Source organism: Achromobacter sp. D10 (assembly GCF_035282245.1).
In the GTDB taxonomy this organism is placed as follows: domain Bacteria; phylum Pseudomonadota; class Gammaproteobacteria; order Burkholderiales; family Burkholderiaceae_B; genus Achromobacter; species Achromobacter insolitus.
In genome coordinates this window covers 394619-414782 of sequence record NZ_JAYJLE010000003.1, presented here as the reverse complement: position 1 = coordinate 414782, position 20164 = coordinate 394619, and the positions used below count along the sequence as shown (strand labels likewise).

General features: G+C 65.9%; 18 protein-coding genes. 4 read left to right on the top strand and 14 right to left on the bottom strand.

Features of this window, described 5'->3' with window-relative positions:
* Nucleotides 1-181: 181 nt before the first annotated feature.
* The 3 genes from argA to VCS63_RS12160 all read left to right on the top strand — a co-directional run bounded on the left by argA (nucleotide 182) and on the right by VCS63_RS12160 (nucleotide 4008).
* Nucleotides 182-1540, top strand: a complete 1359-nt coding sequence (argA, locus tag VCS63_RS12170; RefSeq protein WP_063641593.1) for an amino-acid N-acetyltransferase — start codon at nucleotides 182-184, stop codon at nucleotides 1538-1540.
* 96 nt (nucleotides 1541-1636) lie between these two features.
* The gene (locus VCS63_RS12165) at nucleotides 1637-1909 is read left to right on the top strand and encodes an oxidative damage protection protein (protein WP_042792733.1); all 273 of its coding nucleotides are present in this window, start codon (nucleotides 1637-1639) and stop codon (nucleotides 1907-1909) included.
* Between the two features lie 149 nt (nucleotides 1910-2058).
* The gene (locus VCS63_RS12160) at nucleotides 2059-4008 is read left to right on the top strand and encodes a phosphocholine-specific phospholipase C (protein ID WP_280134505.1); all 1950 of its coding nucleotides are present in this window, start codon (nucleotides 2059-2061) and stop codon (nucleotides 4006-4008) included.
* Nucleotides 4009-4056: 48 nt separating this feature from the next.
* Here VCS63_RS12160 and phoU read toward each other — a convergent pair whose 3' ends face one another.
* From phoU to rmuC, 5 genes are all read right to left on the bottom strand, one after another.
* Nucleotides 4057-4773 (bottom strand): phosphate signaling complex protein PhoU, encoded by a 717-nt coding sequence (phoU, locus tag VCS63_RS12155; protein ID WP_063641595.1) that lies wholly within the window; start codon nucleotides 4771-4773, stop codon nucleotides 4057-4059.
* Nucleotides 4774-4942: 169 nt separating this feature from the next.
* Nucleotides 4943-5623 (bottom strand): ribose-5-phosphate isomerase RpiA, encoded by a 681-nt coding sequence (gene rpiA / locus VCS63_RS12150; protein ID WP_042792731.1) that lies wholly within the window; start codon nucleotides 5621-5623, stop codon nucleotides 4943-4945.
* Between the two features lie 37 nt (nucleotides 5624-5660).
* Nucleotides 5661-7322, bottom strand: a complete 1662-nt coding sequence (locus tag VCS63_RS12145; RefSeq protein ID WP_323879891.1) for an isovaleryl-CoA dehydrogenase — start codon at nucleotides 7320-7322, stop codon at nucleotides 5661-5663.
* A gap of 60 nt (nucleotides 7323-7382) precedes the next feature.
* Nucleotides 7383-8912, bottom strand: a complete 1530-nt coding sequence (locus VCS63_RS12140; RefSeq protein WP_042792729.1) for an amidase — start codon at nucleotides 8910-8912, stop codon at nucleotides 7383-7385.
* 119 nt (nucleotides 8913-9031) lie between these two features.
* Nucleotides 9032-10408, bottom strand: coding sequence for a DNA recombination protein RmuC (rmuC, locus tag VCS63_RS12135; protein ID WP_042792728.1), 1377 nt, complete (start codon nucleotides 10406-10408; stop codon nucleotides 9032-9034).
* A 139-nt stretch (nucleotides 10409-10547) separates the two neighbouring features.
* On the opposite strand from rmuC, the gene VCS63_RS12130 reads away from it, so the two are divergent.
* Nucleotides 10548-11246 carry a PhoP regulatory network YrbL family protein gene (locus VCS63_RS12130; RefSeq protein ID WP_088607550.1) on the top strand — a complete coding sequence of 233 codons (699 nt, stop codon included), beginning with the start codon at nucleotides 10548-10550 and terminating at the stop codon, nucleotides 11244-11246.
* 35 nt (nucleotides 11247-11281) lie between these two features.
* Here the strand turns inward: VCS63_RS12130 and VCS63_RS12125 are convergent, their stop codons facing one another.
* The 9 genes from VCS63_RS12125 to VCS63_RS12085 all read right to left on the bottom strand — a co-directional run bounded on the left by VCS63_RS12125 (nucleotide 11282) and on the right by VCS63_RS12085 (nucleotide 20154).
* Nucleotides 11282-11968 carry a DNA-3-methyladenine glycosylase gene (locus VCS63_RS12125; RefSeq protein WP_063962289.1) on the bottom strand — a complete coding sequence of 229 codons (687 nt, stop codon included), beginning with the start codon at nucleotides 11966-11968 and terminating at the stop codon, nucleotides 11282-11284.
* Nucleotides 11969-12014: 46 nt separating this feature from the next.
* Nucleotides 12015-12371: an arsenate reductase gene (locus tag VCS63_RS12120; RefSeq protein WP_042792727.1), complete on the bottom strand. Its 357-nt coding sequence runs from the start codon at nucleotides 12369-12371 to the stop codon at nucleotides 12015-12017.
* Nucleotides 12368-13177, bottom strand: a complete 810-nt coding sequence (locus VCS63_RS12115) for an ABC transporter permease subunit (protein WP_042792726.1) — start codon at nucleotides 13175-13177, stop codon at nucleotides 12368-12370. Before VCS63_RS12115 ends, VCS63_RS12120 begins: the two co-directional genes overlap by 4 nt.
* Nucleotides 13174-14094 carry an ABC transporter permease subunit gene (locus VCS63_RS12110; protein ID WP_042792725.1) on the bottom strand — a complete coding sequence of 307 codons (921 nt, stop codon included), beginning with the start codon at nucleotides 14092-14094 and terminating at the stop codon, nucleotides 13174-13176. Before VCS63_RS12110 ends, VCS63_RS12115 begins: the two co-directional genes overlap by 4 nt.
* The gene (locus tag VCS63_RS12105) at nucleotides 14091-15218 is read right to left on the bottom strand and encodes an ABC transporter ATP-binding protein (RefSeq protein WP_042792724.1); all 1128 of its coding nucleotides are present in this window, start codon (nucleotides 15216-15218) and stop codon (nucleotides 14091-14093) included. The genes VCS63_RS12110 and VCS63_RS12105 overlap by 4 nt, the downstream gene beginning before the upstream one ends.
* Nucleotides 15219-15224: 6 nt before the next feature.
* Nucleotides 15225-16328: a polyamine ABC transporter substrate-binding protein gene (locus VCS63_RS12100; RefSeq protein WP_042792723.1), complete on the bottom strand. Its 1104-nt coding sequence runs from the start codon at nucleotides 16326-16328 to the stop codon at nucleotides 15225-15227.
* A 145-nt stretch (nucleotides 16329-16473) separates the two neighbouring features.
* Nucleotides 16474-17142 carry a 3-deoxy-D-manno-octulosonic acid kinase gene (locus tag VCS63_RS12095; RefSeq protein WP_243759452.1) on the bottom strand — a complete coding sequence of 223 codons (669 nt, stop codon included), beginning with the start codon at nucleotides 17140-17142 and terminating at the stop codon, nucleotides 16474-16476.
* Nucleotides 17143-17200: 58 nt separating this feature from the next.
* Nucleotides 17201-17623: a group II truncated hemoglobin gene (locus VCS63_RS12090; protein WP_042792721.1), complete on the bottom strand. Its 423-nt coding sequence runs from the start codon at nucleotides 17621-17623 to the stop codon at nucleotides 17201-17203.
* Nucleotides 17623-20154, bottom strand: a complete 2532-nt coding sequence (locus tag VCS63_RS12085; RefSeq protein ID WP_063962288.1) for an ABC transporter permease — start codon at nucleotides 20152-20154, stop codon at nucleotides 17623-17625. Before VCS63_RS12085 ends, VCS63_RS12090 begins: the two co-directional genes overlap by 1 nt.
* Nucleotides 20155-20164: the final 10 nt, after the last annotated feature.

Genomic DNA, 20164 nt, shown 5'->3' with positions numbered 1-20164 from the left:
TTCCACGGGCCTCCTGCTGGCGCGGCGAGCGCAAACCGGAAAATCCGGCACCAAATTGGCACTCTTTTCCTCCTGTCGCGGCGTGCGACGGTCATATAATTTCGCCACGCCGTCGCCTGGCGGCGCTACGGCGCGGCCCTCGCCGCGCTTTTACCGACTCTCAGGAATCCTTCCACCCATCATGCCCGACCTGGAACCAGACACCGTCTCCGCCCTCGAAGCCCCAGAATTCGCACCCGCCCAGTTCGTCCGATGGTTCCGAGAAGTGGCGCCCTATGTGCATGCGTTCCGAGGCAAGACATTCGTGGTGGCATTTGGCGGTGAACTGGTGCAGGCCGGCGCGCTGAACGCGCTGGTGCAGGATCTGTCGCTGCTGTCCTCGCTGGGCATCCGCCTGGTGCTGGTGCACGGCTCCCGTCCGCAGGTCAATGAACAGCTGCGCCTGAAGGGCTTTACCCAGCAATTCGACCGTGGCCTGTCGCCCACGGACGCCGCCGCCCTGGAATGCGCCAAGGAAGCCGCCGGCGAGATCCGCCTGGACATCGAAGCCGCCTTCAGCCAGGGGCTGCCCAACACGCCGATGTCCCACGCCCATATCCGCGTGATTTCCGGCAACTTCGTCACTGCCCGCCCCACGGGCGTGCTGGACGGCGTGGACTACAAGCACACCGGCCAGGTGCGCAAGATCGACGTCGAGGCGCTGAAGTTCGCCATCGAAAAGGGCTCTTCCGTGGTGCTGTTGTCGCCCCTGGGCTTCTCGCCCACTGGCGATGCCTTCAACCTGGCCATGGAAGACCTTGCCACCAGCGTCGCCGTGGCGCTACGCGCCGAGAAACTGATTTTCCTGTCCAATTCCCAGGGCGTGCTGAATGACGACGGCACGCTGGACACCGAACTGGCCCGCGTTGACGCCGACGCGCTGCTGGCCGGCGGCGAACTCGACGAGGAAACCCACTCGTTCCTGCAATACGCCTCGCTGGCGGTCAAGCGCGGCGTGGCACGCGCCCACCTGTTGCCGTTCGCCCTGGACGGCAGTGTGCTCCTGGAAATCTTCACCCACGACGGCGTGGGCACCATGGTGGTGGAAGACACGCTGGATGACCTGCGCGCCGCCACCATTGACGACGTGGGCGCCATCCTCAGCCTGATCGAACCCCTGGAAGCGGACGGCACCCTGGTGCCGCGCCCGCGCAGCGTGGTCGAGCGCGACGTGGAAAACTTCACCGTGCTGGAACACGATGGCGTCATCTACGGCTGCGCGGCCCTGCACAACTTCCCCGAAGAGCAGATGGCCGAGATGGCCTGCCTGATCGTGCATCCGGAATGGCAGGGCTCCGGCGAAGGCGAGATCCTGCTGCGCCACATGGAATCGCGCGCGCGCGCCGTTGGCGCCAAGCGCTTGTTCGTGCTGACCACGCGCACCTCGCACTGGTTCATGAAGCGCGGTTTCGTACAGGGCGGCATCGCCGACCTGCCCCGCGAAAAGCAGAACAACTACAACCGTTCGCGCAACAGCCTCGTCTTTATCAAGAAGCTGTAGCACGGGGGCTACCCGCAGAGTCCGCAGGGGCTTGGCGCCGCCAACGCGCCAAGCCCGTTAAAATGCAGAATTACTCATTTCTTCCGGCAGCGAACCATGGCCCGTATCGTCAACTGTGTGAAATTGAAGCGTGAAGCCGAAGGGCTGGATTTTCCGCCTTACCCCGGCGAACTCGGCACCAAGATCTGGCAGAGTATTTCCAAGGAAGCTTGGGAAGAATGGAAAGGGATCCAGACCCGCCTCGTCAACGAAAACCGCCTGAATCTGGCGGACGCGCGCGCCCGCAAGTACCTGCAACAACAGATGGAGCGCTTCCTGTTCGAAGACGGCACCGTCGAAGCACAGGGCTACGTCCCGCCCTCGGCCTGAACCCGCTGCGGTTCTCGTCCTGGCTGGAGCCGCGAACGGCTGCCGGCCTGATCGGGCCCCTCGCTTGCGAGGGGCTGTTCGTTTCCGCCTCCAGCGCCCCGCCGGCGCGGCATTAAGATTCGAGCATTGCTGGTCGTATCATCGCTGTCATGAAACAAGAATCGCGCCCGCCCTCCACCGCCGCCTCCTCCCCCATCGAACGCGCGCTTGGCATCGCGCCCGACCGCCGCACAGGCACGCTGCAGGACGTGCAGCACGTGGTGATCCTGATGCAGGAAAACCGGTCTTTCGATCATTATTTCGGTACATTGCCCGGCGTGCGCGGCTTCGCGGATCCGCATCCCGCGCCCACGCTGGCGGGCGATGTGTTGACGCAGGTGGATGGCGCGGCACGGACCCGTCCCTATGCCTTGCAGGCCGAGTACGCCAGCGATGCGCAGGTCGGCTACATCACGCCGCACACCTGGGACGACGCGCAGCGAGCCTGGAACGACGGCCGCATGGACCAATGGCTGCCCGCCAAGAGCCGGCTCGGCATGGGCGCCTACCGGGGTGCGGAAATACCGTTCCAGACCGCGCTGGCAAATGCGTTTACCTTGTGCGACGCCTATCACTGCTCGATCCACGCCGGCACCAATCCCAACCGCCTGTTCCTGTGGACCGGCACCAATGACCCGCAAGGCCTGGCCGGCGGCCCGGCCTTGGTCAACACGTTTGACCGCCTGGGGCCCGCCGGCGAGGGCTACGCCTGGACCACCTACCCTGAACGCCTGCATGGCGCGGGCGTGGACTGGCGCATCTATCAGGACATGGCGGATAACTACCACGACAACCCGCTGGCCGGATTTCGGCAGTACCGCCGGCAGCACGTGGGCGGCAATGCCGACGCGCCCTTGCGCGACCGCGCGCTGTCCACGCATACGCTCGACGATCTGGCCCGCGACGTCGCCAGTGGCACGCTGCCGCAAGTCTCGTGGATCATCGCGCCCACGGCCGACTCCGAGCATCCCGAGGTCTCTTCCCCTGCACGGGGCGGCGCTTATACCGAACGCGTGCTGGACATCCTGACGCGCAATCCCGAGGTCTGGAGCCGCTGCGTGTTCTTCGTGACCTATGACGAGAACGACTGCTTCTTCGATCACATGCCGCCCCCAGCGCCGCCCGCCCGGACGGCGGACGGCCAATCCGGCGGCCTGTCCACGGTCGAACTGGACGGTGAATACCACGACGCCCGTCGCGGCCCCAGCGCCAACACGCCGGACGACCCGGCGAGCCTGCATGGCCGTGGGTTCGGCCTGGGACCCCGCGTGCCCATGCTGGTGGTATCGCCCTGGAGCCGCGGCGGCTGGGTTAATTCGCAGGTGTTCGACCATACGTCGGTAATCCGTTTCCTGGAAGCACGCTTCGGCGTGCTCGAACCCAACATCAGCGCTTGGCGGCGCGAAGTCGCCGGCGACCTCACCTCGGCCTTCGATTTTGCCTTGGCGCGCAACCCGGGCGACGGCAAGCAGCGCCGGGCCTGCGCCTTGCCGTATGCCTTGGATGTCCAGGGCAGAATGGCGGCGGATGGCGGCCATTACCGGCTGACCCTGCGCAACCAGGGCGCTGCCGGCGCGGTGTTGCATGTCTATGACCGTCACGCGCTGGAGCATGCCCCGCGCCGCTACACCGTGGGCGTCGGGTCGCGGCTGGACGACGGCTGGCGCCTGCACGGCGGCGGCGCCTATGATTTATGGCTGCTGGGCCCGGACGGCCTGCACCGGCAGTTTCGCGGCGATGCTCGCGATGCCGGGATGCTGGAAGCCCAGCTCGTACCGGCCGCTGCGGGCGTGCTTGTGCGCCTGATCAATCGCGGCGAGGAACCGCAGCCGGTGAAATTGGAGTCGCGCATGGGCGACGGTTGGTGCGCCATGGCGCACGTGCAGGCGGACGGCACGCTGGACCTTGCCTATGGTGGTTGCCAAGGATGGTATGACGTGGAAATCAGCGCGCCCGCGATGCCAGCGTTCGGCCGCAGGCTGGCGGGCCGCATCGACGCAAGCAAGCCCGGTTTACCGGACCCGCGCCTGGAGGCCGGCGCCGCGCTACCCCTGGACTGACGCCGCAAGCCCGGCCGGCAAAGCTGCCGGCCTTCCGGCTACAGGCGTTTACTCTTCCGACTCTTCTTCGCCGCGCGCCAGGCGCTCGGTGTTCTTCACGCCAGTGTGACGTACGTCGGCACCCTTGACCATGTAGATTACGCGCTCGGACATGTTCTTGGCATGGTCGCCGATGCGCTCCAGCGCGCGCGCAATGAAGATCATGTCGATGGCGCGCGAAATGGTGCGCGGATCTTCGATCATGTAGGTGATCAGGTGGCGCAGCGCCCCCTTCCATTCCTTGTCCACTTCCTTGTCGCTACGCACAACGGCGGCGGCCAGGATGGGGTCCAGCCGGGCGAACGCGTCCAGCGCCTGATGCAGCATGGTGCGCACATTGGCGGCCATGTGGCGCAGTTCGATCACAGGAATATGGCGCAGTTCGGCCTCGTGGATGCGGCGAGCGACGGTGGCGACTTTTTCAGCCTCATCGCCGGAACGTTCCATGTCGGTCAGCATCTTGGACACGGCCATCAGCATGCGCAGGTCGATGGCGGTGGGCTGGTGGCGGGCCAGGATGCGGCTGATGCTCTCGTCGATTTCGACTTCGTGGCGGTTGACTTCCTTTTCCCGCTCACGGACCTTCTCGACCAGGGAAATGTCTCCGCTGGCGAGCGCGTCGATGGCTTCCTGGATCATGGCTTCCACCAAGCCGCCCATTTGCAGGAACTGCGAACGGACACTTTCCAGATCCGCATCGAACTGCTTGTTTGTATGCTCCGACATCCGGGCTCCCTGCGTGGTTGATCTCATTGCATTGCCCTGAAAAAAGGATATTACGAGATGGGCCTGCACAACCCGCAAGGTTATGACCCAAGTGTGACAGGATTATGAATGCGGACCCCGCCCCCTACAAGACGAGGCGGCCGGGGTCATGCCGGAGGCGGAGCGGGACTCAGGCGCGGCGATCCAGGCGGCGGATGCCGTTCTGCGTGGCGAGCAGGGCCACGTCGGCGCCGGCGATAGCGAACAGGCCGCAGGTCACCACGCCAGCCAGGTTGTTGACTCGGGCTTCCAGGCCCGGCGCATCCGTGATGGACAGGCCGGAAACGTCCAGGATGACGTTGCCGTTATCGGTGACGAATCCCTCGCGCAACCGCGGCTGCCCGCCCAGCGCCGCCAGGGCGCGCGCCACGGACTCGCGAGCCATGGGGATGACTTCCACGGGCAAAGGGAACTTGCCCATGGTCTGCACCAGCTTGGACTCGTCGGCGATGCAAATGAAACGTTCGGCCACCGAGGCCACGATCTTCTCGCGCGTCAGCGCGCCGCCGCCGCCCTTGATCATGTGCAGGTTGCCGTCGATCTCGTCCGCGCCATCCACGTAGATGGGCATGGTCGTGATGTCGTTCAGGTCCAGCACCTTCAGCCCATGCGCGGCGAGCCGGGCGGCGCTGCGCTCGGAACTGGCCACCGTGCCGCCGATCCGGCCCTTGAAACGGGCCAGGCCATCGATGAAAAGATCCGCCGTGGATCCCGTGCCCACGCCAATGATGGCGTCCGGACCGGCGACTTGTTCAACGAATTCCAGGGCCGCGTCGGCGGCTTGCTGCTTGAGTTCTTGCTGGGAAAGCATGGCGAAAAATGCGGGAAGGTTTGTCCAGCGGGGAAATTTAGCATGCGGCGGCAGGCCACGCCCGCGCAAGGATGGCCTGCGCGTCCGTGCCGCCCGCCAATTCGCCGAACACGCCGCCGCAGGCGCCCAGGCGACTGGCGACGAATGCCTGCGCCACCGCCCCGGGCGCATGCTCGATCAGCAAGGCGGCCTGCCAAAGTCGGGCCAGGCCGCCAGCGATGCGGCGCGCCTGGAACTCGGCCTGGGCGCCGTCGGCCAGCAGCGTCCGCCAGCGCGCCAGCGCGTCGTCGAAGTCCCGGTACTGACCCGTCGCCCGCGCAAGTTCGCGTTCCAGGGCGGGCAAGGCCCCCGCTTCACGCTGCAAGGCCCGCAGCACATCCAGCGCCATCACGTTGCCCGATCCTTCCCATATGGAATTAACCGGTGTTTCGCGGTACAGCCTGGGCATGGGGCCTTCCTCTACGTAACCATTGCCGCCCCAGACTTCCATGCACTCGGCCACCGCGGCGATGGCACGCTTGCAGACCCACAGCTTGGCCGCCGGGGTGCCCACGCGAACCAGGGCGCGCGCCCGGTCATCGGCGCGTTCGTCCACGGCGCGCGCCAGCCGCAAACCCAAGGCCATGGCGGCCTCGCTCTCGAGCGCCAGATCCGCCAACACGTTGCGCATGAGCGGCTGTTCGATCAAGGGCTTGCCGAAGGCATGCCGATGCCGGGCGTGATGCGCGGACTGCACCAGCGCCTGTCGCAACAACGCCGCGCTGCCCAGCACGCAATCGAGCCGCGTGGTGGCGGCCATTTCCAGCAACACTGTCAGGCCGCGGCCCGGCTCGCCCACCATCACGCCCCAGGCATCCTCGAACTCGACCTCGGCGCTGGCATTGCTGCAATTGCCGAGTTTGTCCTTAAGCCGGCGCACGCGCACGGCATTGCGCGGGCCGCCCGGTATCCAGCGCGGCACGAAAAAGCAGCTGAGCCCCTCATCGGTCTGCGCCAGCACCAGATGCGCGTCCGCCTGCGGTACCGAGAAAAACCATTTATGCCCCACCAGCAGATAGGCGCGCCCCCGGCCCGGAGCATCCATCGGCGTGGCGCGCGTGGTGACCGCGCGCAGATCCGAGCCTCCCTGCTTTTCGGTGAGCCCCATGCCGATCAGGGCCGAGCGCTTGGCGCCCAATGGCGCGTCAGCGCCATCGAACTCTCGCGAATACAAGGCATTCAGCCACTGTCCGCCAAAGTCCACCGCACCCGCCGGCTCGCGTTGCAGCAGCGGCACGGCGGCAAAAGTCATGGTGGTCGGGCACAAGGTGCCCGCCTCCACCTGGCCCTGCATGACATACGCGGCGGCCCGCGCCACCTGCGCGCCCGGCTCGGACTGCGCCCAGGCGCGGCTGTGCAGGCCACGCGCCATGATGCCGCCCATCAGTGCATTCCATGAAGGGTGGAACTCGACGCGGTCGACGCGATGGCCGCTGCGGTCGTAGCTGATCAGGCGCGGCGGGCAGCGGTTGGCCTGCGCGCCGGCCTCCAGCGTCTGCGCCCGGCCCAGCCAGGCGCCGTGCGCCGCTAGGTCCGCCGCCCAGGCTTGCGCGCCTTCGCGCGCCACCGCCTCGCGCAAGGCAGGATCGGTTTCGTACAGGGAATAGTCTTCCAGGGGCGGCACCTGGTTGGATACGGTGTGCGTCACGAACGATGACATGGTCCCCCCTGGATCGATCCGTAGTCGCGCCGCCTGCCCGCGGCGCAGTCAGCCCCTTCCCTACCTGGCCATCGGCGCCACCAGGGCCCAGGGCCGCAGCGCTTCGACCTGCGCCGCCAGTTCCAACAACAGCGCCTCGGTACCCAACGGCCCCATGATTTGTATGCCGATGGGCAGGCCGTCGGACGACATGCCGAAGGGGATGGAAATGGCGGGCATGCCGGTCAAGTTGGCCAAAGGCGCAAAAGGCGAATAGCCAATGACGCCCTTCTTGCCCAGACGGTAGGCCAGGTAATCGGCGTTGTCCATGGCGTAGCGGCCTATGGGAGCCGGCGGCAGCGCCAGCACGGGGCTTAGGAACAGGTCGTAACCCTGTGCGCCGTCGCGATGCAGAAAGCGGCCGACCCGGCGCGTGATCTCATGGCAGGTATCGACGCAAGCCACGTACTGCGCCCCGGAAATGGCACGGGCGTACTCGCGCGCGCCCAGCGTGGTCGGCTGCAATTCATCGGCCGCCAGACGCCGGCCCCGGGCCGCCACGAAGGCGTCGATGGCATTGGCCGCTGCGCTAGCGATAAGCGGCAGCATGGGCGACAGCACCTCCTCGGAGCCGACCGGCGGCGCGGCCGGCACAAGCTCATGGCCCAGCGAGGCGAAAAAGCGCGCGGCTTCGTCCACCGTGGCCGCGACTTCAGGATGGATGGACTCGCCTTCGTACGTCGTGTTGACGAAAGCGATGCGGCGTCGCGCCGCGGACTGCGGATCGGCGGCAACGCGCGCGACCACGGCGCGGTAGGAGTCCACGGGCTGGGCGGGCGCCGCATAGGGCGCGCCCACATCGGCCCCGGCACTGATATCCAGCGATGCGGCGCAGTCGCGCACCGACAGGGTCATCATGTGCTCGGTTGCGAGGCCGCCCCAGCCCTCGCCCTTCAGCGGGCCCAGTGGCATCAGCCCGCGCGAGGGCTTCAGGCCGAGCACCCCGCAGCAGGACGAGGGGATGCGAATCGATCCACCGCCGTCGCTGCCGTGCGCGATGCGCACCATGCCGCTGGCCAGCGCCGCGCCCGCGCCGCCGCTGGAACCGCCCGCGCTATGGCCTGCCTTCCAGGGATTCTGGGTCGCCGGCCCGTAGGCCGGGGATTCGGTAGTGGGGCTCAGGCCCAGTTCGGCGCTGGTGCTGCGGCCGAACGGAATCAGGCCGGCACGGCGATAGCGCTTGACGATTTCGGAATCGACATTCCATTCGACCTGGCCATACAGTACCGAGCCCATGCCGCTGGGCAAGCCCAACGCGGCGGTGCCCAGGTCCTTGAGCAAGGTGGGCACGCCCAGGAACGGGCGGTCCTGCAACCGCGCCAAACGCTGTTCCTGCGACAAGCCGGCAAGTTCTTCGTCCAGCGACTGCGCCAGGCGCAGTCCGATTTCCGGCTGCAGGCCGCAGGCCGCGTTGATCGAGGGATTGCGGGCCGCCACCCGGTCCACTGCCTGCTGCATCGCAGCAAGCGCAGTGGTGGCCCCGCGCGCGATGTCGGCGCCCAGCGCCGTCGCGTCGAGGGTAGAGGAATCATGGCGTTCAGCGGTGCTCATGCTTGCAATGCTCCAGGAGTCGACGGCGGATTGCCGCTATGCGCCAGGATATCGGGTGCGGCACCGGGCAACAAGCTCAGACGGTTCGTGCCGCGCACTGCCACGCCCCGGCAGCCGTATCAGTTCGCTCCGGTGGCTGGGGCGTCCTGTTCCTCGTCGTCCTCCGCGTCGGCCTCGTCAGCGCCGCCCAGCAGGAGCCGGGCATCGGCGTCGGGCAGCGCCTCGACGGCCTTGAGATTCTTGAGCATGGCGCGGGTTCGGACTTCCGTCTGCCCGATCTTGTTGCTGGCGGTGTCCAGCGTCTTCTTGACGCTGGCCAGGGATTCGCCGAACTTGCCGAATTCCGTCTTGACCGCGCGCAGCACCTGCCAGACTTCGGAAGAGCGCTGCTCGATCGCCAGCGTGCGAAAGCCCATCTGCAAGCTGTTCAGCAAGGCAGCCAGGTTGCTGGGGCCCGCCACGTTGACGCGCAGGTCGTGCAGCTTGTCCAGCAGGCCCGGCCGGCGCAGGACTTCGGCATACAGGCTTTCGGTGGGCAGGAACATGATGGCGAAGTCCGTGGTGTGCGGCGGAGCGACGTACTTACCGGCAATCAGGCGCGCCTGCAATTCCACGGCACGGCCCAATGCGGCGCCGGCGCTCCTCACGCCCTCGGCGTCGGCCGCTTCCTGCGCGTCCATGAGGCGTTCGTATTCTTCCTTGGGGAACTTGGCGTCGATGGGCAGCCAGACCGGCTCGCCGCCGTCGCCACGGCCCGGCAGCCGGATGGCGAATTCCACCACCGCGTCGCTGCCGGGAACGGGCTTGATATTGCTGGCGTACTGGTCGGGCGTCATGTTGTCTTCTATCAGCCTGGCCAGTTGCACTTCGCCCCAGGTGCCGCGCGATTTCACGTTGGTCAGCACCCGTTTCAGGTCGCCCACGCCGGCTGCCAGCGCCTGCATTTCCCCCAGCCCCTTGTGCACCGCCTCCAGGCGATCCGACACCAGCTTGAAGGATTCCCCCAGACGTTGTTCCAGCGTGGCGTGGAGCTTTTCGTCCACGGTACGGCGCATTTCGTCGAGCTTGGCGCTGTTGTCGGTTTGCAACGATTGCAGGCGCTGATCCACCGTGGAGCGCACTTCCATCAGACGCCGCTCGTTGATCTGTATCAGCCCCTGCAACTGCTCGGAAAAACCCGCGGCAAATCGCGCCAGGGATTCCGCCGATTCCGCTCGCGCGGCTTGCGCGTCGCGCGACAACCCGGCGCGCAGGTCCCCGTGCGACTGCGACAGCTCCACCCGCAAGGCGCGTGTCGAGTCCGCGAATTCACTGCGCAGGCCGCGTTGCCCTTCCGCGATGTCGGACCGCAACGCGCGTTCGGTGCGTTCCAGGCTCTCCAGCAGCGCGTCGAGCCGCGCATCCGGCGCCGGCCGGCGCAACCAGGCCAGCAAGGCAGCCAAAAATGCCAGCACAGCGCCGCCCGCGGCGATCCAAAGCAGATGAATGTCGTTCAAAAGATACGTCTCCAAAGCCAGGATTGTAGGACCCGGGCCACGTCAGCCGCAGCGCATCCCTTCAGAAGCCTGCATTGTCAGACTAGTTACCTGGAACAAGGGATTAAACTCTGATATATCCAAACAGGTTCCTCCGCCCTTGAATCCTGCAGACCCCTTCCCCTGTATCCCCGCGGCGTCATTCCAGTCCATATTTGGCCCGCTGGACCTGAACGCCGCCACGCCGCTCGCCTCTGGCCACGACAGGCATATCTTCCAACACCCCAACATGCCATCCTTGCTCGTCAAGGTCATGGATATGCGCGCCCGCGCGATCTATCTGGAAGCACGGCCGTTCAAGCGCTGGTATAAGCAGTACCAGCGTGAAAGCGCCTACCGCGTCTACCTGACGGAGATTTCGGAATACGTCACCACGACGACCCGCCCGTCAGGCGTGTGGCAAGTGCCGATGGCGCGCATCCTCGGGGTCGCGCAGACCACCCTCGGCCTGGGCCTGGTGGTCGAGAAAATCTGCGACGCGGACGGCAACCTCGCGCCCACGGTCACGGACCTGGCCAAGCAGGGCAAGCTGGACGACGCCCTCAGCGCCCAGCTGGACGAATTCTTCCTGGATCTGGCCGATGCCCACGTGGTGCTGCATGACGTCTCCGCCAGCAATATCGCCTGCGGCCTGAACGCCGATGGCAAACAGGGCCTGTACCTGATCGACGGTTTCGGCGGGCTGCCTCTGATACCGCTATATGCCTGGAGCAAGCGCCTGAACAGCCGCCGCATTCATCGCAAGTACACGCGCATGCGCGCCGCCCTGGCCGAGCGCATCGCCACGGGCGGCTTCTGAAACGCTCCTTCGAAGCGTGGGCGCCACCAAGGCGCCTATAGCCCCGGCGCTTCCGGCAGCACGACGCCCTGGCGGTCCACCCACACATAGTCATGGCCGGCCCGCTGCCCGCGGCGCAAGGGATTGCGCGTGCAGAAGGCAGCGTAGGCCGGATCCACATAGCGGTAGTGCAGGTGTTCGTCCCGTCCCGGGGGGATGCCAAGCCGCGTGGTGCAGATAAGTGCCTCGGGCGATTGGCCCACATCTTCCACATACAGCGCTTGCGGATCGAAACGGCGCGCGTCCCAATCCGGCACTTTCAAGCCCAGCGCCCGGCACAGCAGGGTCTGGCCGGCGCACAGGCCTGAAACGGGCCTGGGCCGCCCCTGCGCATCGGGGTTCAATTCCAGCATGCGGGCCAGCGCCTGCGGGCCGGAGACCCCGTCGGTCCAGGGATAGGCGGATTTGATCAGTACGGCGTTGCCGGGCCCTGCGGCGCTGAAGTTCAGCGAATCCCCGCCGCGGGCGTAATACATGTAGACCGTGCCGCCGTCCATGAACAGGGCGCGCCGCTTGTGGGTGTAGCCCAATGACGCATGGCTGCCCTTCTCTTCCAGGTAATACGCCTCGGTCTCGATGATGCGGGCGGACAGCCACAGGTCGCCGACGCGATGGCGTATGACCTTTCCCGGCAATTCGCGCGCCAGCTGCGCGGCGTCGCGGTCGAAGAAGGCGTCCGGCAAGGCCCGGCCGGTGGGGCCTTGCGCGCGGTCCCGCCGAGGCCGGGCCTCAGGCGAAGCGTTCGCCGTAGCGTTTTTCGCTGAAGCCAACGCTCACCTCGCCATCGGGCGTCACCGTGACCGGACGGCGCACCAGCGCCGGGTATTCGGCAATCAGCTGGCTCCATTGGGCATCGGTGTGCGCGGTCTTGCGCTCTTCGGGCAGGTTGCGCCAGGTCATGGACGTACGGTTGACCAGCTTTTCCCATCCGCCAACCTGGTCCGCCCAGGATTTCAGGGTGGCGGCGGGCACTGGATTATCACGGTAGTCCACGAACGCGTGATCGACGCCATGCGCGGTCAGCCAATCGCGCGCCTTGACGCAGGTGCTGCACTTCGTCAGGCCGTACAGGGTGGTTTGCTTCATTTGGGTTCAGACTCCTTGCGCCATTGCATGCGATTGGCCAGGATCACGCAGGTTCCAACCGCCAGAATGAAGAGGGTCGCCAATGCGTTGATCTCGGGCTTGAGGCCCAGGCGCACCCGCGAAAAGACTTCCATCGGGAGCGTGCTGGAGCTGGGGCCGGATAGGAATGACGCCAGCACCACATCGTCCAGCGACAAAGTGAAGGACAACAGCCAGGCCGAAGCCAGCGCCGGCGCGATCAGCGGCAGCGTGATCTTGAAAAAAACGGTCATGGGCGTGGCGCCCAGATCCAGGGCGGCCTCTTCCAGCGAACGGTCCAGGTCGCGGATGCGAGTCTGGATGACGACCGCCACAAAGGCCATGCACAGGGTTACGTGGCCCACCCAGATCGTGAAGATGCCGTTTTCCGCGGGCCACCCGAGGCTGCCGCGCAGTTCCACGAACATCAGCAGCAAGGAAATGCCCAGCACCACTTCGGGAATGACCAGGGGCGCGCTGAGCATGCCCACGTACAGCGCAAAACCGCGAAAGCGTCCCATGCGGCCCAGCACGTAGCCGGCCCAGGTGCCAATGATGACCGCTGCGGTGGCGGTCATGGCGGCGATGCGGAACGAGAGCCAGGCCGCGCGCAACAGCGCGTCGTCGTTGAACAGCGAGTGATACCAACGGAACGAAAAACCGGTCCAGGACGTGACGGTGGGCGATTCGTTGAATGAGAACACCATCAGGCTGATGATGGGCACGTACAGGAAGAAGTACCCCAGCCCCAGCACCACGGCGCGCAAAGTCTTGTTGGGACCGTTCATTTGCGGCCTCCGTTCGCCTGCTCCTGCTGCTTGACCTGGTTGTACTGGAAGACCACCAGCGGCACCAGCAACAACAGCACCATCACGCAGGTCACGGCCGACGCCATGGGCCAGTCGGCGTTGTTGAAGAATTCATTCCACATGACGCGGCCCATCATGAGCGTATTGGCGCCGCCCAGCATTTCCGGGATCACGTATTCGCCCACGGCCGGGATGAACACCAGCATGGCGCCCGCGATCACGCCCTGGCGCGACAACGGCACGGTGATCTGCCAGAACGCCTGCCAGGGCTTGGCGCCCAGGTCGTAGGCGGCTTCGAGCAGGCGCAGGTCCATCTTCACCAGCGTGGCGTACAGCGGCAGGATGAAGAACGGCAGGTAGGCATACACCATGCCGATGTAGACCGCGATGTCCGTGCGGTAGATTTCCAGCGGACTGGAGATAATGCCCAGGCCCTGCAGCAGGTTGTTGAGCAACCCATCGTTGCGCAGGATACCGACCCAGGCGTACACGCGCAGCAGCAGCGAAGTCCAGAACGGCAGGATCACGCCCAGCAGCAACAGGTTGCGCACCGAAGGCGAGGAGCGCGCAATGTAGTAGGCAATTGGGTAGCCGATCAGCACGCAGCACAGCGTGGTGACGGCGGCAATCTTCACCGAGTTCAGATAGGTGGCGAAGTACAGGCTGTCCGTAAACAGCAGGATGTAGCCGCGCAGATGCAGGCTGAACTGCACCGCCTCGTCCTTGAACTCCGCCAGCGACGTGTACGGCGGAATGCCGAATTTAAGCTCGGCAAAGCTGATCTTCAGGACCAGCAGGAACGGCACCAGCAGGAACAACACCAGCCAGGCGAATGGCGGCACCACCGCCAGCGCCCGGCCCGACGGCAACCAGTCGCGGGGCGAAATGCGGATCATGACGCCAGCACCGTCGCGCTGTCGGCGTCCCAGCTGACGAAGATTTCTTCGTCAATGCCAGGCGCATCCATCTGGACGAGCAATTGGCTGGGCACGCTGGCCTCCACCGTCTTGCCGGAATCCAGGCGGATCTGATAGAGCGCATAGCTGCCCATCCACGCCATGTGGCTGACCATGCCGTGGGCCCAGTTGTATTCGGCGTCAGGCTGCTCGCGCGACACGACCAGCCGTTCCGGACGGATGGAGACGTGCACCTCCATGCCCAGCGGTTCGCTCACACCGTGGTTGACGAAGAGCGGACGGGTCAGTTCGCCGCATTCGATGGCGACGTGGTCGGGCTCATCGACCACAATGGTCCCGGTGAACATATTGGTCGACCCGATGAAACTGGCCACGAAACGGGAATTCGGGAAGGCATAGACGTCCTGCGGCGTGCCGCATTGGACGATCTGGCCTTCGGTCATGACGGCCAGGCGGTGCGCCATGGTCATGGCTTCTTCCTGATCGTGCGTGACCATGATGCAGGTCACGCCGACCTGCTCGAGGATCTTCACGAGCTCGATCTGGGTCTTCTGGCGAATCTGCTTGTCCAGCGCGGACATGGGTTCGTCCAGCAGCAGCAGCTTGGGCCGCTTGACCAGGCTGCGCGCCAGCGCCACGCGCTGCTGCTGCCCGCCCGACAGCTGGTTGGGCTTGCGGCGCGAATAGCCGGCCATCTGGACAAGATCCAGGGCCTCGAACACGCGATCATGGATTTCGGCCCGGTCCACGCCTTCCTGCTTCAGGCCGAAAGCCACATTGGCCTCCACCGTCATGTGCGGGAATAACGCGTAGGACTGGAACATCATGTTCACGGGTCGCCGGTACGGCGGCACATGGGTGATGTCCTCGCCGTCCAGGAAAATCTGGCCCGACGTGGCTTCCTCGAAGCCCGCCAGCATGCGCAGCAGCGTGGACTTGCCGCTGCCGGAACTGCCGAGCAGGGCGAAGATCTCGTTGCGCTTGACCGCGAGATTGACGGAACGGACGGCGACCACATCGCCGAAGATCTTTACGACATCGGAAATCCGGACGAACTCGTCCGGATCGGCCGAATGCTGCGCCGAGTAACGGCTATCGCTCATGATGACTTATCTTCCAGACTTCAGCTCGGACCACATCCGGTTTTGCAGGCGTTGGATGTTCAAGGGCAGCGCCTTGATCACGTACAAGGTCTTGGAGACCTCCGCCGGCGGGTAGATCATGGGATTGTCGGCCACGTCCTTCACCACATACTGCCGCGCCTCTTTGTTGGCGTTGGGGTAGAACATGGTGTTGGTGATGGCCGCGTGCACCTTGGGCGTTTCGATGTAATTGATGAAGGCCAGCGCCTCTTCGGGATGCGGAGCATCCTTGGGGATGACCATCAGGTCGAACCACGCAGGCGCGCCGCCCTTCGGAATGAAGTAGTTCACTTCATAGGACTTCTTGGCGTCCTGGGCGCGCTTGCGGGCGATCATGACGTCGCCGGAAAAGCCGTAGACCATGCACAGGTCGCCCACGGCCAACTCGTCGATATAGCCCGACGAGCTGAACTGGCGGATATACGGGCGGATCTTCATCAGCACGTCCAGCGCGGCTTTGTAGTCGTCCGCGTTGGTGCTGTTGGGATCCTTGCCCAGGTACTTCAGCACGGCCGGGAACACCTGCGCGGCTTCGTCCAGCATGGAAATGCCGCATTCCTTCAGCTTGGCGGCGTTCTCGGGCTTGAAGATCATGTCCCAGCTGGCCAGGTCCACGCCGTCGCCCATGATCTGCTTGACCTTGGTGACGTTGTAGCCCAGGCCGTTGGTGCCGTAGCCCCAGGGAATGGCGTGCTCGTTGCCCGGATCGACGGAGGCGACCAGCGCCATGATTTCAGGATCCAGGTACTTCCAGTTCGGGATCTTGGACTTGTCCAGCTTCTGGAACAGGCCGGCTTCGATCTGGCGCGAGGCGTAATGCGTGGACGGGACAACGACGTCATAACCCGACTTGCCGGCCAGCAGCTTGGCTTGGAGGGTGTCGTTGCTGTCGTAAACGTCATAGCGGACCTTGATGCCGGTTTCCTTTTCAAAACCGGGAATCGTGTCCGGGGCCGTGTATTCGGCCCAGTTGTAGACGTTGACGACTTTGTTCTGCGCCATTGCCGCCGAGGAGGCCGCCGTGACCAGCATCGCTCCAAGCGCCCAGCGCATACCCGCCCGTAATTTCATCACCAGCCCCCTTTGCGTTATGCCGTATGTGACAGGAGTACCAAAAGGCGAAATGATAAAGCTTTTTAGCGATGACCTGCCCAACTTTGCGGGGTAATTGGCGCGAATTGGGCCCGAGGGCGGCAAACTGCCGCCCTCGCGCGAATCAGGGCTGGATTCCGACGCCCCAGGCCGTCCAGTAGCTGTCGCGCAGCCGCAGCCAGAAGCGCTCGCCCTCTTCCCCGGCCACCTTGCGCAACGACCGGCGCAGGCGCTCCAGGTTGGATAGCCGCTGCCGCTCGGACAGGGAGCCCTGCGTGCCGCGGTCGAAATCGATCAGCCAGACGCGGCCGTCGCTACCCACCAGGATGTTGAAGGCGTTGAGATCGGCATGCCATACGCCGGCCCTGTGCATGCGCACGATGGCCTCGGCAGCCGCCTGCCAGACCGGTTCGGCCAGCGTCTGGGCCAGGGGCCGCACGCCGGGAATGCGCTCGACCACGATAGCGGCGCGATAGATCGGGCCCTGCCGCCAATAGGCGGCGGCCAGCGGAGCGGGCACTGCCAGGCCCTGGGCACGCATGGCGGCCAGCAGGCGGTACTCGCGGAAACTGCGGGTGCGGGCCTCGCCGTTCCAGAGATAGGCATCGCGGCTGATGCGCGCGATCATCCCGCCCCGGCGGTAGCGCCGCAGCACGCCCTGCCAGCCCGCGCCCTGCACGAACCAGGCCGCCTGGCGCCCGCCGGCGTCCACGGGCCGGGCCCGATCGCCGTAATGCGCGGGGTTGAATAGCTCCGGACCGGCCTCGGCCAGCCGCGAGGGATCGCTGAGCATGGCTCCGCCCAAGGGGCCGGACCACGCCTGGCGCCGCTCGCCGGATTGGGAATCGCCTTCAGCCTTCACGGTTGCGCATCCAGTCGGCCACGCCGTAGAAAGATTGCAGCAGGCGTTCGACCAGGGCAGGTTCTATGCCCTGGTCCTCCATGGCTCGTCCAATGCAGGTGACCCATTGATCCCGTTCGACCTCGCCTATCGAGAACGGCAGGTGCCTGGCGCGCAGCCGCGGGTGGCCGAAGCGTTCTATATAGTGGTCCGGGCCGCCGAAATAACCGCACAGGAACCAGAACAGCTTGTCGCGTGCCTGGTCCAGGCTGGGGCCATGGGCGGCGCGCAACGCTTTCAGGTCGGGCTCCATGTCCATCAGGTCATAGAAGCGGTCCACCAGGGCGCGCACGCCAGGCTCGCCCCCAAGTAGGTCAAAAATGCTGCTGGAATTTTCCACGGGTTCGGTAATCGTATGGACGCGCGTCGGCATCAGGTTTCTCGTAGGGTGACCAGGGGCGGCGTGCGCAACACGCCCCGCAGGGCCAGAGCGCCTCCGGCCCAGGCGCCCAGCATGCCCGCGCCGATACCCGCCAGCCACGGCCAAAGGCTAAGAGTAATAGTGAAATCAAATACCTGGGTTGACAAAGCCCAAGCGATCGCGGTGGCGCCGGCCGCCGCCAGCAGGCCAGCCAGGCCGCCCACGGCCCACAATTCGATACGCTGGGAGCGCGCCAACTGGCTACGGGTCGCGCCCAGCGCCCGCAGCACGGCGGCTTCGCGCATGCGTTCGTCGCGTGTGGCGGTCAGCGCCGCGGACAGCACCAGCACGCCCGCCGCCAGCGTGAACAGGAACAGCAATTGCACCGCGCGGCCCACCTCGTTCAGCACGGACTGCAATTGCTGCAGGATGGCGCCTACGTCGAATACCGTCAGATTCGGGAACTCGCGAACCAGCGCGGGCAGCACCGCGGCCTTGTCGGGCGGCAGATAGAAGGAAGTGATCCAGCTTTGGGGCATGTCAGCCAGCGAGGCGGGGGTCAGGATGGCGAAAAAATTGACGCGCATCGTATCCCAATCGACCCGCCGCGTACCTGAAACGGCCACTTCGACCTGCTGGCCCGCCACGTCGAAAGTCATCTTGTCGCCCAGCGAGATGCCCAGCGTCTTGGCCAGGCCGGATTCCAGCGACACTTCGGCCGAACCCGGCTCCAGCCAGCGGCCCTGCTCGATCCGGTTGGAGGAAGGCAATTCGTCGCCATAGGACAGGTTGAACTCGCGGTCCACCAGCCGCTTGGCGCGGGGCTCCTCGTAATCATCCGGCCCGACGGGCTTGCCGTTGATGGCGATAAGCCGGCCCCGCACCATCGGCGCCAGCGTGATACGCCCCAGGCCTTCGCGGGTGAGCGCGTCCGTCACAGCCTGACGCTGGTCGGGCTGCACGTTGATCAGGAATCGGTTGGGCGCATCCGGCGGCAGGGTCCGCTGCCAGCCCTGGATCAGGTCGGTACGCGTCATGGTCAGCAACAGCAGCGCCATCAAGCCTACCGCCAGCGCGCAGACCTGGGTGATGGTGGCGGCACGCCGACGCACCACGCCGGCCAAGGCAAAGCGCAGCGCCGGCAGGCCGGCAGCCAGCCGGCGCACGCGCGCCAGACCCAGGATGCAGAGCCACGCCACCAACGCGAACACGGCAAAGGCCCCGAGAAAGCCCCCCGCCACCACTCCGCCCAACTTCGCGTCACCGGCAAACCACCAGATCAACAGGGCGAACCCCGCGGCGCCCAAGGTATAGCCCAGGGCGCTACGCGCGCTCAGCGTGTCGGCGTCCCGCCGCAGCACGCGGGCAGGCGGCACGTGACGCAGTTGAGCCAGCGCCGGCAAGGCAAAGCCCAGCAAGAGCAGCAGGCCGGTCAGCAGCCCCTGCAGGGCCGGAATGGCCGACGGCGCGGGCAAGCTGGTGTCAATCAACGAACCCAGCAATATCACCAGCACCTGATGCACCGCATAGCCCAGCAGGCAGCCGGCCGCCGATGAAAACAGCCCGACCAGGGTGAATTCCAGGGTCAGCATGCGCGAAACCTGCGACTGCACCGCGCCCAGGCAGCGCATGACGGCAATGCCATCGCGATGGCGCGTCATGTAACGGCCGGCCGCCAGGGCCACCGCCACGGCGGATATCAGCACCGCCAACAGCGCGACCAGCGACAGGAAGCGCTGCGCCCGGTCCAGCGTGCGGCGCACTTCCGGGCGGCCGGATTCCAGGGTGGCGACCTTCTGGCCTCGTTTCAGGTTCTGTTTGAGCCAAGTCGAGTAACCGGCCACGGCATCGGGTTGGCCGGCAACCAGCATGGCATAGCCAATGCGGCTGCCCGGCGCGATCAGGCCGGTCGCGGGCAGGTCGCTGGCACGCAACAGCACCCTCGGGGCCACGTTGACGAACTGCATGCCGCGGTCAGGCTCATAGGTGATGACGCGATCCACCCGCAGATGGGCGTCCCCCACGTTCAGCGTGTCGCCCACCTTGAGGTTCAACAGGGACAGCAATTGGCCGTCTACCCAGACCGCGCCCTCGGGCGGGATGTCGCGTGTCGCGGCATCGGGCTCGAAGGGCGCGCTGGCCACGCGCAGGGCGCCGCGCAGCGGATAACCTGGCTCCACGGCCTTCAGCGCGGCCAATTGGGCGCCGTCGCCAGCCCCCACCATGGACGGAAATTGCCATGTGCTGGAGACGGTCAGGCCGCGTTCGCGGGCCTGATCCATGAAGGCCGCGGGCACCGGTTCATCGGCATCCAGCACCAGGTCGGCGCCCAGCATCTGGCCGGCGTCGCGCTCCAGCGCCCGGCCAACCCGGTCCGCCAGGAAGCCGACGCTGGTCACCGCGGCCACTGCGACGACCAGCGCCAGCACCAGCAGCCGCAGTTCCCCGGCACGGGCGTCGCGCATCATCATCCTGGCGCCCTGGCGCAGGGTGGACCAAAAACCTGGGCGCCTGGCCCTTGACGTATCAGGGAAATCCATCATTCCACAATGT